At 74.6% G+C, this 12,715-nt stretch carries 14 protein-coding genes; 10 read left to right on the top strand and 4 right to left on the bottom strand.

The annotated features are described in order from the left end of the window. Positions 1 to 10: 10 nt before the first annotated feature. Positions 11 to 1,327, bottom strand: a complete 1,317-nt coding sequence (locus ACL02R_RS21080) for a hypothetical protein (protein WP_412798519.1) — start codon at positions 1,325 to 1,327, stop codon at positions 11 to 13. Positions 1,328 to 1,469: 142 nt separating this feature from the next. On the opposite strand from ACL02R_RS21080, the gene ACL02R_RS21075 reads away from it, so the two are divergent. From ACL02R_RS21075 to ACL02R_RS21065, 3 genes are all read left to right on the top strand, one after another. Beyond that, positions 1,470 to 1,655 carry a hypothetical protein gene (locus tag ACL02R_RS21075; RefSeq protein WP_412798518.1) on the top strand — a complete coding sequence of 62 codons (186 nt, stop codon included), beginning with the start codon at positions 1,470 to 1,472 and terminating at the stop codon, positions 1,653 to 1,655. A 134-nt stretch (positions 1,656 to 1,789) separates the two neighbouring features. Beyond that, positions 1,790 to 2,047 carry a hypothetical protein gene (locus tag ACL02R_RS21070; protein ID WP_362956429.1) on the top strand — a complete coding sequence of 86 codons (258 nt, stop codon included), beginning with the start codon at positions 1,790 to 1,792 and terminating at the stop codon, positions 2,045 to 2,047. Further along, on the top strand, positions 2,044 to 2,373 hold the full coding sequence (locus ACL02R_RS21065; RefSeq protein ID WP_412798517.1) for a hypothetical protein: 330 nt from the start codon (positions 2,044 to 2,046) through the stop codon (positions 2,371 to 2,373). Before ACL02R_RS21070 ends, ACL02R_RS21065 begins: the two co-directional genes overlap by 4 nt. Positions 2,374 to 2,517: 144 nt before the next feature. Here ACL02R_RS21065 and ACL02R_RS21060 read toward each other — a convergent pair whose 3' ends face one another. Then, positions 2,518 to 4,107, bottom strand: coding sequence for a hypothetical protein (locus tag ACL02R_RS21060; RefSeq protein WP_412798516.1), 1,590 nt, complete (start codon positions 4,105 to 4,107; stop codon positions 2,518 to 2,520). Between the two features lie 306 nt (positions 4,108 to 4,413). Between ACL02R_RS21060 and ACL02R_RS21055 the strand changes: the two genes are divergently transcribed. The 3 genes from ACL02R_RS21055 to ACL02R_RS21045 all read left to right on the top strand — a co-directional run bounded on the left by ACL02R_RS21055 (position 4,414) and on the right by ACL02R_RS21045 (position 6,823). Further along, complete coding sequence (locus ACL02R_RS21055; protein WP_362967792.1) at positions 4,414 to 4,830, top strand: nitroreductase family deazaflavin-dependent oxidoreductase; 417 nt, start codon at positions 4,414 to 4,416, stop codon at positions 4,828 to 4,830. A gap of 43 nt (positions 4,831 to 4,873) precedes the next feature. Next, complete coding sequence (locus ACL02R_RS21050; protein WP_412798515.1) at positions 4,874 to 6,043, top strand: amidohydrolase family protein; 1,170 nt, start codon at positions 4,874 to 4,876, stop codon at positions 6,041 to 6,043. Positions 6,044 to 6,121: 78 nt separating this feature from the next. Beyond that, positions 6,122 to 6,823: a hypothetical protein gene (locus ACL02R_RS21045; protein WP_412798514.1), complete on the top strand. Its 702-nt coding sequence runs from the start codon at positions 6,122 to 6,124 to the stop codon at positions 6,821 to 6,823. A 9-nt stretch (positions 6,824 to 6,832) separates the two neighbouring features. Here ACL02R_RS21045 and ACL02R_RS21040 read toward each other — a convergent pair whose 3' ends face one another. Together ACL02R_RS21040 and ACL02R_RS21035 are read right to left on the bottom strand one after the other, a co-directional pair. Beyond that, positions 6,833 to 7,324, bottom strand: a complete 492-nt coding sequence (locus ACL02R_RS21040) for a hypothetical protein (RefSeq protein ID WP_412798513.1) — start codon at positions 7,322 to 7,324, stop codon at positions 6,833 to 6,835. A gap of 361 nt (positions 7,325 to 7,685) precedes the next feature. Beyond that, a complete protein-coding gene (locus tag ACL02R_RS21035; protein WP_412798512.1) occupies positions 7,686 to 8,945 on the bottom strand; it encodes an MFS transporter in 1,260 nt (419 codons plus the stop codon). 92 nt (positions 8,946 to 9,037) lie between these two features. Here ACL02R_RS21035 and ACL02R_RS21030 point away from each other — a divergent pair, with 92 nt between their 5' ends. From ACL02R_RS21030 to ACL02R_RS21015, 4 genes are read left to right on the top strand one after another with little or no spacing between them, the layout of a single operon-like run. Further along, positions 9,038 to 10,030, top strand: a complete 993-nt coding sequence (locus ACL02R_RS21030; RefSeq protein ID WP_412798511.1) for a LysR family transcriptional regulator — start codon at positions 9,038 to 9,040, stop codon at positions 10,028 to 10,030. A 19-nt stretch (positions 10,031 to 10,049) separates the two neighbouring features. Then, the gene (locus tag ACL02R_RS21025; protein ID WP_412798510.1) at positions 10,050 to 10,679 is read left to right on the top strand and encodes a helix-turn-helix domain-containing protein; all 630 of its coding nucleotides are present in this window, start codon (positions 10,050 to 10,052) and stop codon (positions 10,677 to 10,679) included. Then, on the top strand, positions 10,672 to 12,093 hold the full coding sequence (locus ACL02R_RS21020) for a pyridoxal phosphate-dependent decarboxylase family protein (RefSeq protein ID WP_412798509.1): 1,422 nt from the start codon (positions 10,672 to 10,674) through the stop codon (positions 12,091 to 12,093). The genes ACL02R_RS21025 and ACL02R_RS21020 overlap by 8 nt, the downstream gene beginning before the upstream one ends. Beyond that, complete coding sequence (locus ACL02R_RS21015) at positions 12,090 to 12,692, top strand: HAD family hydrolase (RefSeq protein WP_412798508.1); 603 nt, start codon at positions 12,090 to 12,092, stop codon at positions 12,690 to 12,692. Before ACL02R_RS21020 ends, ACL02R_RS21015 begins: the two co-directional genes overlap by 4 nt. Positions 12,693 to 12,715 lie beyond the last annotated feature (23 nt).

Here is a 12,715-nt window from a genome sequence, read left to right as displayed (position 1 = left end):
CCGAGCGCGCTCACACCTTCTGCGTCGTCACTTCGTGGGCTTTGGCCAGGAGGGTCCGTACCGAGCGGGTCCGCTGGTGCGGGCGTACGCGGCGGCGGATGGCGGCCAGGTGCGCGTCGCCCCGGGCCGTGTGGACGTGCCGGTACCCGTCCAGGAAGTGACCCCAGCTGTCGCACGCCGCGTCCAGGTGGCCGAGTTCCCACTCGCGGCGCCCTAGCACGGCGTACGCGTGCATGCGGCTCTGCCGCTCCTGCTGCGGCTGGACGCGGATCGACTGCCTGAGCGCGTCCACCGACCCGGCCAGGTCACCGGTTTCGTACAGCACCGTGGAGACGTGGAACCGGTAGGCGCACTCGTCGTACCCGCCGATCGCCTCCCGCCGCGCGTCCGCCCGGCCGAGGGCCGTCTCCGCCTCGCGCAACCGGCTGAACGCCTGCCGCCTGTCCTTGGTCATCGCGGCAGCCGCCGCCTGCTGTCCCGACAGGAACGCCCGCAGCCTCGGACCGGCGTCCGGCGCCGCCTCGGCGGCCGAATCGGCGAGCTGGAGGGCCTGGTTGCCGTGCCGCAGACTGGTGGCCTGGAGGCTCATCCCGCGCAGCGTGCGCGAGTACGTCGCCCGGTCATCGGCGGCACTCGCGAGTTCGAGCGCCTTGACGTAGTACTGCTGGCCCGCGCCGTGATCCTTCTCGTACATGGCCATCCAGCCCAGCAGATACACGAGATCGGCGGCCGCGGCGAGCATGCTCTTCCGCACTTCATGGCGGGCGGGCGCGCGCAGGTACGGCCCGATCGAGTGAACGAGGAACGCCGCCGCCATCGGACGGGCGTGCCCGGCGCCCAACTCGTCCAGGATGTCGGCGATCCTGCGCGTCATCGTCTCGACGGTGCTCACTTCCCCGGGGCCGACGCGCCGCCGGTCGCTGACAGCGGGCGGCCCGACGGAGCCGTAGGCGGGTAGGGCCAGCGCGGCGGAGTACAGCCCGGCCTGGAGAACGTTCCGACGTGATGGGTCCATGTCTCCTGTCCCTATGTCGATGAGTTGCTCGGCCAGGTCGCCGGGGCGGCGGGCGGTCGTGCCCGACACGAACCCGGCGTCCTGCTGCGTGACCGGCCTGCCCAGACGGCGGGCCAACGCCTCACAGACGAGGGGCCGCACCACCACGCGGGGAACGGTTCCGGAGAGCCAGTGCGAGACGGCGGACTGGTCGTACCTCAGCTCCACGCCGACCTCCGCCCCCATCCTGTTCACCGCGCGGGCCACCTGCGTCCGCGACCAGCCCGCCTGCTCGATAAGCCTGCCCAGGGCTGTGTTCGGCTCCCGTGCCATGGTCCTCCCCCGCAGCTTTCATGGCTTTCACGGTCGTCTGCGCCTTTCACGGTACCCGCGCCGGGCGGCGGTTGGTTACCTCTCGTGTGAGAGACCACCGCAGACGGTGATCTCGTGCCCCTGAGAGGAAGTGGCGCAGTTGATGCCCGACCCCGGCCACCTGCACACGTGCACGCCCGCGCCCGTGCGCGAGGAGAACCCCCGGATCACCGTCATCACCGGGCTGGAGGGACCGGTCGGACGGCTCCGGCCCGGCCCGGTCGAAGCCGAGACCGCCGTCCACGCCGACGCCGAGGCCCGGACCGAGGCCGGGGAGGTGGGGGCGTGAGTCTGGTGGGGCCGTTCTGTATGTACTGCGAGGCGACGGATGGCGGGTTGGTCGCGGTGGCGGCTGTGGCCACGGGGTCCGGGCCGGGGTGGGCGTATCACGCGTGTGGTGACTGCCGTGTCTCGGAGCGGCTCGTGCCGCTGGTCGCGCACCCGTCCGACTCGTGGGGCGGGATGCACTACTGGCCGGACGTCGTGCCGCGCGAACTCGTCGTGCTGCTGGCCGGGCTGGGTGAGGCACCGCAGTTGAAGGCCGTGTCCGACCGGCTGTTCCCCGCCGTCGCCGTCGCGGCGTCCAGGACCGTGGACGAACGGGAACGGGGCGCCGCCGCGTCCGAGGCCGAGTCGGCCGTCGCCGCCCTGTGGGCCGCCGTCCCGGACCACCAGCCATGAGCCACCGCCCGTACACCGACCGGCTCTTCCCCGGCGGCGGAAGGGCGGATGACGTCGGGGCCGCCCGGGAGTGGGTGCGCGAGACACTCGCGGTGTGGGGACGGGCGGAAGCCGTACCCGTCGTGGACGCGCTGATCGACGCCGCCCGTACCCGGCGGCCGTGGTGGCTCAGCCTCCGCGACCACAACGGCACCCTCCACGCCCAAGTCCTCCGAGGGCGCGCAGCCAGCACACCCGAGCTGAACGGCCCTCCGTCCGGCACCTACGGCATCGCCCACACCCCCGACGGCCTCTGCCTCTGGGCCACCACACCCCCCACCACCTGAACAACAACACCCAAGCCCCGCCCGCCCATCACGGCGCGGCGGGGCTTCGGTCGTGGCGGCTCTGTCGGAGGCCAAGCGGCCCGAAGCGAAGACCGTGGTTCCTCGGAGGCGTCCGCCTTGACCGCCTCGGTGGTGTGGGTGGGGTCAGAAGCCGAAGAAGCTGATGTAGAAGCAGTTCTGGTAGCCGGTGCCGGATGTCATGGGCCAGTCGCCTGCGAAGGGGTTGATGGATGGATCGGAGGGTGTGCGGGCCACCACTGTGTAGTCGCCTGGGGGGAGGGAGAGTGTGGTGGATGGTAGGGCGCCTGAGTAGCAGGCGGAGGTGTCGTCGCTGCCTGCGGGGAGGTCGATGCTGCCGGTTTCGGGGCCTGTCCAGAGGATCGACAGGTCTTCGCCCGACGCGTTCCAGATCGTCACCTCGCTCGTGCCGCCCGGTGCGCCGCCCGAGGCCGAGGGTGGGGGGAGTTCGCCTGTCGCGCCGTCGCGTGCGATGCGGCTGATCTCGATGGCGATCAGCAGGTCCGCCGCGTCCTCCGCCCGTGCGCCGTCGTCGTCGGCGACCTGGCGGGCCAGTTCCTCCGCGCGGTCCAGGTCCTCCGCCCCGTACGCCTCCTCGGCGCAGTCGTAACGGGCGTCCCGTGCGCGGGAGGCGGCCCGGTCGGCCAGTTCGCCCGCCACGTCGGCGTACGTGTCCAGCGCCGCGCAGTGCTCGCCGTCGTCCGCGCGGGCCGCCGCGCAGTCGAAGCGGGCGCGGTTCGCCGCCTCTTCGGCGCGTGTCCCGCCGATCCCGGCGAACGTGTCCATGGCCGCGCAGTGGTCGCCGTCCTCGCGCTGCCGCTCGCCGCAGCCGTAGCGCGCGGACGGCAGTTCCTCCCCGGCGCGGTCCGCGAGGTACGCGGCCTCGGGCACGTGCGAGTCCTCGCCCAGGGCGGCGAACGGTGCCAGCTCGTCCACGGCGGCGCAGTGGTCTCCGGCGGCCAGCGCGGGCGTGCCCTCCGCGAAGAGGCGGTCGAGCCGCCCGGGGACGAGCGCGGCCTCGTCAGTGTCCGGCTGGTGCGCGGTGAGCGCGCCGTACGCCTCCACGGCCTGGAGGTGACGGGCGTCCGCCGCGAGGCCGTCCGCGTGCGCCAGCCGCAGGCCGGCGACGTGCGCGGGCGCGTCGCGCCACGTCGGGGAGCCCGCGTAGCCGTCGAGGTAGGTCTGGTACGCGTCTATCGCCTCCGTCGCCCCGTCCGTCGCCTCGCGTTCGACGGCCGTCAACAGCGCCTCGCAGTGGGCGCGTTCCGCCCGCGCGTCGCCGATGGCGCCCGCGAGCGTGAACTCGTACCGCACGCGTGTCGCCCGGTCGTAGTGCGGCAGGGCCGCCTCGCAGTCCCCGGCCGCGTGCGCCTCCTGCCCCTCGGCGAACGCGCTGCCCGGCGCCGCCCGGAAGAGCACGAGCCCCGCCGCGACCACCGCGAGCAGCGCCGCGCCCGCCGCCACCGGCACCCACGGGCGGCGCGGCGCGGCGACGCGGTCCGGCTTCGGGACGCGCCGGTCCCGCGTCCACTTCCACCCGCCGCGCGCCATCAGGCCGAGCCACAGCGCGTACACCGGGACCCAGAACGCGGGCGTGTCCGAGGCGTTGACCGCGTTCGCCACCAGGACGAGCGGCACGGTCACGCACCACGACAGGAACGCGAACGCGCCGACGCCCGCCCAGATGTATCCGGCGCCGAACCCCGCCGCGTTCATCAGGGCGGCGGCCGGTCCGCTGAGCCGGTGGCCCGGCGGGTGGTCCTTCGCCGGTTCCCATTTTCTTCGCCTGCGGCGGTCGCGTGCCGTCGGTCGTCACCATGTCCCCAGCTCCCCCGTGGTGCGTCGGATGCTTACGCTCCGTGTATAGCAGCTCACGCTGACACGGCATGTGGCGTTCGCCCCAACCGCGAGGAGGCGGACGGAAGTTGGCGCGGGTGGTCCGGGCGATGTGGGGCTCTGCCCCGGCGGGAGTACTGTCGGGAAGGTCGAGAGGAGTGCGTCGTGGCGCACGAGAATGCCCCTGTGCATGACAGTCCCACCGCCTGGGTCGCCGATCACATCCGCCGGTATGTCGAGACCGACGGGCGTGACGGGCACGACTGGAACGGTGTTCCGACCCTGCTGCTCACCACGAAGGGCCGCACCTCGGGTGAGTGGCGCAGGACGGCCCTGATCTACGGCACGGACGGGGACGCGTACGTCGTCGTCGGCTCCCAGGGCGGCAGGCCGGAACACCCCTCCTGGTACCTCAACCTGGCGGCCGACCCCGAGGTGCGCGTCCAGGTGTGGGGCGACCGCTTCACCGCCCGCGCCCGCACCGCGACGCCCGAGGAGCGGGCGCGGCTCTGGCCTAGGATGGCGGAAATCTTCCCGCAGTACGACGAGTACCAGAGCAAGACGACCCGCGAGATCCCCGTGGTGATCCTCGAACGGGTCTGAACCTCCGGGGACCTCGTGGTGAGAGGTCCCCGAGAGGCAGCACATGACTGAGACATCCGCCGCTCCCCGCCGCGTCTTGTTGAGGGGCGGTTCCGTGCTCGACGCCGGGTCGGGCGCCGTCTCGCGGGCGGACGTGGTGCTGGAGGGGGAGCGGATAGCCGGGGTCGGGCCGGGGCTCGACGGTGACCAGGCGGTGGACTGCGCGGGGCAGTTGATCGTGCCGGGGTTCATCGACTGCCACACGCACGTGGCGCTCGCGGTGTCGCGGGAGGAGACGTACGGGCTGCCGCGTTCGGCACGGGCGCTGTCCGTCGTCCCCGTGCTGCGGACGCTGCTGCGGCGCGGCGTGACGACGGTGCGCGACGCGTGGGGCGCCGACGCCGGGACGCGGATGGCCGTGCGGCGCGGCTGGGTCGAGGGCCCCGACCTGCTGGTGTCGCTGCGGCAGATCTGCACGACGGGCGGCATCGGCGACCACTGGAACCACCGTGTCGGGCCGGTGGACTTCTTCGGCGATCCCTCCATGCCGGACCCGGTGTTCGACGGCGCGGACGGCGCACGCGCGGTGGTGCGCCGCATGGTGCGCGCCGGCGCGGACTGGCTGAAGGTGACGGCCACCGGCTCGATGGCCGCCGGGCGCGGCGTCACCGACCGGCAGATCACGCCGGAGGAGATGGCCGCGCTGGTGGACGAGGCCGAACGGCAGGGCGGGCGCGGCGTGATGGTGCACGCGCACGGCGCGCGCGCCGCCGAGGAGGCCGCGCGCGCCGGGGCGCGCAGTATCGAGCACGGCGTGTTCCTGGACGAGGCGGCCGTCGCGGCGATGGCGGCGGCGGGCACCTGGTACGTGCCGACGCTGTCGGTCACCCAGTCCGCGCCCGGGGAGAACGCCGCGGCGCACCGCGCGTCCGTACGCCTCGCCGCCGAGGCGGGCGTGCGCATCGCGATGGGCACCGACAACCCCGTCACGCCGCATGACCGCGTGCTGGACGAGATCGCGCACCTCGCCGGTCCCGGCGGCCTCGGCACGGCCGGCGCCTTCCGCGCGGCCACGCTGGACGCGGCCCGGCTGCTCGGACTCGCCGACGACCGGGGCGAGATCGCCCCCGGCAAACGCGCCGACCTGGTCCTCCTCGACGGCGAACGGCTCGACCCGGCCGGGCTCGCGGACCGCGTGCGCGCCGTGTGGCGCGACGGGCGGCGCGCCGCGTGAGCGCGGCGGCACATGCCGGGCGCACGGGCGGCGGGGCCCGTGGGCTTCAGGACGCGGTGTGAAGGGTAAGCAGGCAGCGTGAACAACGAGGGGCGCAGTGGTGTGTGGCTGCTCGTCGTCGCCCTTGTCGCGTTCGCCGCCCTGATCCTGCCGAACGCCGTGGGCGGGGGCGGTTCCGCCGCGCTGCCGTCGTCCGTGCCCTCGGCGCCGCCCGCCGAGCCGCCCGCGCCCGCCCCCGCGCCGAGCCACAGCCCGGAGCCGCCGCCCGACCCGACCGGGGAGGCGTTCGAGGCGGTGCGCACGGGCGACTGCCTGTCCGTCCACGACACCGGCACCGGCGCGTGGAGCAGCGAACTGCCGTCCCGCGTCCCGTGCGACGAGGCCACGGCGTACGTCCTCGTCACCGACGTCCTCGCCCAGGCGGCCGACTGCCCGGAGGGTCCGGGCCGGAGCTTCTGGTCGTACACCTGGGGCGTGCAGACCGTCGCGCTGTGCCTGGAGCGGCAGTTCGAGACGGGCTACTGCATGCTCGGGCAGACCACCGACCAGGAGGACGGTATGCGCGCCGGGCTGCTCAGCGTCGTCGAGTGCGACGCGGAGACGCTGCCCGACGGGTACGACACCGTGCTGCACATCAGCGGTGTGGAGGAGGCGCCCGCCGACATGACGGGGCCGCTGTGCGCCCGCGCGGAGGGCGATCCCACCGAGTACTGGTACTGGATCGTCAACGGGGGCCGCACGCTCGTCTGCACGATGGAGTACACGGGGGAGTGGGGCTGACGGGCCCGTTCAGCGCGTCACCGCCCACACCAGCGCGCCGCACAGACCCGGCAGGAACACGGCCCCCGCGCCCAGCGGCACCAGCAGCGGCAGCGACGCCAGGAAGCCGAGCAGGCAGTACGCGCCGGCCAGCATCGACAGCGTGTGCTGCGCCCGCGCCGGGCCCTTGCGGTTGAGGCGCACGAGCAGCGCCACGTAGACGGCCGTCCACAGCCCGGCGCGCCCCTCGCCCAGGGAGGCCGCCTCGAACAGGTCGGTGGCCCACCGGTAGGCGCCGTACTCGCGCAAGTCCTCGGTGGCGGTGGCGACATCGCGCACGTACGGGTCGATCGCGAGCGAGCCGGGGTCGGTCGTGCGCAGGTGGTGGTGCAGCCACTCGGTCACCACGAGCGCCGCGAGCCCGAGGGAGTGCAGCAGCCCGGACCAGGGCCCCACGGCCCGCTGCCGCAGGGACGGGCGGGTCTCGGCGGGGGGCGTATCGAGGGCCTGCTGCATCTCCACCCCATGACCATCCCGCATCCGCCGCACGCCCACAACCGGCACGTGATCGTTGACCGGTGACCGGGAGCGTCGTCGCCGGCGGGTGGGCGGGCCGGTGCCCGTGACGTTCCGCGGATGTCCCGGTGGCCCCGTCAAGTAGCCTCTGCGTGAAGGGCTCAGGAAGGACGGCGCACATGTCACGGGCACGGAGGACGATGGTTGCCGCGCTGGTGCTGGCGGCCGTCGGCATGGGAGGGAAACGCCGCGGTTGGCTCCGCTACATGTGGGCCACGTGGCGCGAGAGCAGGGACCTGAACGGTCCCGGCCCTCGCTGACACGGCACGGCCCCCGGGGGCGGTGAAACCTTTCTCCGTACGGTGGTTCAGGCCGCCGTCGCCAGCGCCCGGCGTTCGCGGTGCGCGCGGTGGGTGGCGTACAGCGTGATGGCCGCCGTCGCCGCCAGCGCCGCCAGGGCGAAGACGACCAGGCCCGTCCAGCCGCCCGCGTGGTAGATGACCGCGCCCGCCGTGCCGCCCGCGCTCGCGCCCAGGTAGTACGCGACCTGGTACAGCGCCGACGCCTGTGCCCTGCCGTGCGTCACCGTCCTGCTGACCGAGCCGGAGGCCACCGCGTGGCCGAAGAAGAAGCCGCCGGTGATCAGCACCAGGCCGGCCAGCACCAGCGCCAGGCTGTCCGACAGGCTCAGCACCAGGCCCGTGGAGACGGTGCCGATCGCCGCGTACAGCGCCCCGCGCCGCCCGAGGCGGTCGAGCATCGGCCCGGTCGAGCCGGACGAGACCGTGCCGACCAGGTAGATCACGAAGACCGAACCGGCGAGCCCCGCCGAGAGGTTGAACGGCGCCTCGGTCAGCCGGAAACCGATCACCGTGTACACCGCGCTGAACGCCGCCATCAGCAGCGCGCCGATGGTGTAGAGGCGGACCAGCAGCGGGCGCGCCAGGTGCCCGCCGACCGTGCGCAGCGCCAGCCGGGGCCGCAGCGGGGCCGGGGAGAAGTTGCGCGCCGGGGGCAGCAGGAGGCGGAAGACGACCGCCGAGACGAGGCCGAGCGCGGCGACCGCGGCCAGCGCCGCGCGCCAGCCGGAGGCCTCGGCGACCCAGCCGGTCATCACGCGCCCGGTCATGCCGCCCACGCTGTTGCCCGCGATGAACAGGCCGATCGCGCCCACGGTCTCCCTGGCGTGCAGCTCCTCCGCCAGGTACGCGGTGGCCGACGCCGGTATGCCCGCGATCGCCGCGCCCTGGAGGGCGCGCAGCGCGATCAGCGTCGTCAGGTCGGGCGCGAACGGGATCACGGCCGACAGCGCGACGGCCACCGCGACCGAGGCCGTCATCGTCTGGCGCCGCCCGAAGCGCTCGGACAGGGTGCTCAGCGGCAGCACGGCCACCGCCAGGCCGATCGTCGTCGCGGAGACGGTCCAGCTCGCCTGGTCGGCGCGGACGCCGAAGCCGTCCGCGATGCCGGGGAGCAGGGCCTGGGTGGAGAAGAGCATCGCGAAGGTCGCGACGCCGATCGCGAAGAGGGCGAGGCTGATGCGTGTACGCACGTGTGAAGGGGTGGTGGGCAACGGCGTGGCGGAGGCGGTCGCGGTGGCGGCCACCCCCTTTGCTGCGGTGGGCATGCGGCAAACGTAGAGCGCCCGTATCGATGCGTCCAATGCATGGATCTGCCATGATTCATGCGCTGGTGCATAAGCGGAGCTGAGGGGCGGGCATGTCATCACCGGGCAACGAGAACGACATCGGCGTAACAACGGTCACATCGGGCAGGGCCGATCTGGCGCCCGACTCCTGGGCGGCGCTGCTGAGCCCCCGGCTCGCGCAGTTCGCCGCCGTCGCGCGGCACGAGCACGTCACCCAGGCCGCCCGTGACCTGGGCGTTCCACAGTCCACGGTCAGCCGGGCCATGGCCCGGCTTGAGGCCGACCTCGGTCTCGCGCTGCTCGCCAGGCACGGCCGCACCATCTCCCTCACCCGCGCGGGCCGCGACTTCGCGCAGGCCGTCGAACGGGCGCTCGCCGAGCTGGAACGGGCCGCCGAGGCCGTCCGCACCGACGCGGACCCGGCGGCGGGCAAGGTCGCGTTCGGCTTCCTGCACACCATGGGCCCGGAGACGGTCCCCGGGCTGCTGCGCGAGTTCCGCAGAGAGCACCCGCGCGTGCGCTTCGTCCTCGTGCAGAGCTATGGCGAGGACATGATCGAGCGGATGCGCGCGGGCGAGCTGGACCTGTGCCTCACCTCGCCCGTGCCGGACGCGCCCGACCTCGTCACGCGCCGCCTGGACGAGCAGCGGCTGCACCTCGTCGTGCCCGCCGACCACCGGCTGGCCGGGCGCCGCCGGGTGCGGCTCGTGGAGGCGGCGGACGAGCCGTTCGTCACGCTGGAGCCGGGGTACGGGCTGCGGCGGCTGACCGAGGCGCTGTGCGAGCAGGCGGGCTTCCGGCCGCGCGTCGCGTTCGAGGGGGAGGAGCCGGAGACGCTGCGCGGCCTGGTCGCGGCCGGGCTCGGCGTCGCGCTGCTGCCGCCGCCGACCGTGCCGCGCCCCGAGGTGCGGGAGCTGGCGGTGACCGCGCCGCGCGCCGCCCGGCAGATCGGCGTGGCCTGGCCGGCGGGGCGCCCCGACACGGCGCCGGTGGCGGCGTTCAAACGCTTCCTGCTGGGCCGCCGTGGCCGGCTGGCGGGCATCCCGTCCGCTACCGAAGAATAAGCGTCGCTATAGTGGAGAAATGAGTGGTGACACCAACGCCCTGTCCAGCGGCCTGTCCATGGCCGAACTCGGCGCGCGGGTCCGCGCCGAGCGGCGCGCCCGGGGCTGGCCGCTGGAGCGGCTCGCCGAGCTGAGCGGCGTCAGCCGCAGCATGGTCTCCGAGGTCGAACGCGGCACGAAGACGCCGAGCGTCCTCGTCCTCGACCGGCTGGCGACCGCCTTCGGCACCTCCATCGCCCGGCTGCTGGACGACCCGGCGGCGCGCCCCGGCGTCGTCGTCCTGCCCGGCGCGCGGCAGCGCGTCGTACGGGACCCCGCCGGGTGGGAGCGGCGCGTCCTGTCGCCCGCGCTGCCCGGCGTGGAGTTCGAGTTCATGCGCACCACGCTCGGACCGGGCGTGGACGCGGGGGAGTTCGCGCCGCACGCGCCCGGGTCCCACGAGTACGTGGCCGTGGAGCGCGGGCGCCTGCGCCTGACCGTGGACGGGGAGCCGCACGACCTGGGCCCCGGTGACTCCGCCTACTTCCCCGGCGACCGGCGGCACGCCTTCGCCAACCCCTCCGGCGCGCCGGGTGATCCGTGCGTCTACTACCTGGCGATGACGCTCGGTGCCTCGCCCCACACCCCGCACGGAGGACACCGTGAGTGACCTGCGACGGTCCGCCCTGGCGGCGGCCGAAACGACCGCCGGCCACCTGGCCGCCGTACCCGCCGGGCCCGTGTGGCGCCCGGTCGGTGACGACGACCGCGCCTGGCTCACCCGGCAGCAACTCCCCGCCGCCGGGCGCCCGTTGGACGACCTGCTGACGGACGTGCGCGAGCGCGTGCTCCCGTACCCCATGGGCAACGGGCACCCCCGCTTCTTCGGCTGGGTCAACTCCCCGCCCTCGCCCGCCGGAGTCCTCGTCGCCCCGCTCGCCGCCGCCCTGAACCCGAGCTGCGCGGGCGGCGACCACGCCGGCGCCCTGCTCGAACGCACCGCCGTCCGCTGGCTCGCCGAACTCGTCGGCTTCCCCCACCCGCCCGGCGCCGGACTGCTCACCAGCGGCGCGTCCCTCGCCACCGTCGTCGCGATGGCCACCGCCAGGCAGCACGCCCTGCGCCGCGCGGGCCACGACCTACGCGAGACGGGCCTGTACGGGCACGAGCCGCTGGCCGTCTACGTCTCGGCCGAGGGGCACAGCTGCCTGCGCAAGGCGGCGGAACTCCTCGGCCTCGGCAACCGGTACGTCCGCACCGTCCCGGTCGGCCCCGACCACCGCATGGACACCGCCGCCCTGCGCCGCCTGGTCCTGGCCGACGCGGCGGGCGGCGTGCGCCCGTTCCTCGTCGCCGCCAGCGCCGGAACGGTGAACACCGGCGCCGTCGATCCCCTGGACGACATCGCCGACGCCGCCCGCGAGCACGGCCTGTGGTTCCACGTGGACGGGGCCTACGGCGCCCTCGGCGTGCTCGCCGACGGCGCGCGCCCCCGGTACGCCGGTATGGAACGGGCGGACTCCCTCGCCCTCGACCCGCACAAGTGGCTGGGCGTCCCGGTCGACGCCGGATGCGTCCTCTTCCGCGACCCGGCGGGGCCGCGCGACGCGTTCAGCCTCGTGCCGCCCTACCTGCGCGACGAGGGGGCGGACGCGCTGGGCTGGTTCTCCGAGTACGGGCCGGAGCAGACCCGTCCGTTCCGCGCCCTGCGCGTCTGGGCGACCCTCTCCCACCTCGGGCGCGACGGGGTCGTCCGCCTCGTGCGGCACACCACCGGGCTCGCCCGTACCCTCGCCGCCATGGTCGGGGACGCCGACGACTTCGAGCTGCTCGCCCCGGCCGCCACCTCCGTCGTCGCCTTCCGCCACCTGCCCGCCGACGCAGCAGGTCCGGCCGCCGCCGACGCGCTCAACGACGCCCTCCCCGCCGCCGTCCAGCGGCGCGGGCGCGCGTTCCTCACCGGTACGCGCCTCTCCGGCAGGCCCGTGCTGCGCGCCTGCGTCCTCCACCCGGACACCACCGAGGCTGACCTCGGCGTCCTGCTGGACGAGATCCGCGCCGCCGCGAAGGAGGCCACCGCATGACCGCGCCCCGCCACCTCGTCGTCGACCTCGGCGGCGTGCTGTTCCCCTTCGACCACGCCCGCCGCCTGCGGCACCTGGCCGCCCTCCTGTCGCTGCCGGAGGAACGGGTGCACGCGCTGCTGTGGACCTCCGGCTTCAGCGCCGCGTGCGACTCCGGCGCGTACGCGGACGCGGCTGCGGTCCGCGCCCGCGTCCGCGCCCTCACCGGCTGGACCGGCGAGGACGCCGCGCTCGACACGGCCTGGTGCGCCGCGTTCCGCCCCGACCCGCGCGTCCTGGCGGCGCTCGAACGGCACCGGGGGACGCGCACCCTCACGCTCTTCACCAACAACGGCCCGCTGGAGGAGGAGGCCCTGACCCGCCTGCACCCCGCGCCGTTCGAGGGCTTCGGGCAGCTGCTGTTCAGCCACCGCCTCGGCCACCGCAAGCCCGACCCGGCGGCCTACGACGCCGTCTTGGCGCGGCTCGGCGCCCGTCCCGGCGACGTCCTTCTCGTGGACGACAGCGCGGCGAACGTCGAGGCGGCGCGCCGCCAGGGCTGGGGCGCCGTGCTCCACCGGGGCCCGGAGACGATCGAGGCGATCCACGCGGCGGTTTGAGACTTCACGGACCACAGCCCGGC

Origin of the sequence: Streptomyces sp. MS19 (assembly GCF_047200595.1) — a bacterium.
In the GTDB taxonomy this organism is placed as follows: Bacteria; Actinomycetota; Actinomycetes; order Streptomycetales; family Streptomycetaceae; genus Streptomyces.
This window is presented reverse-complemented; position numbering and strand designations above follow the sequence as displayed.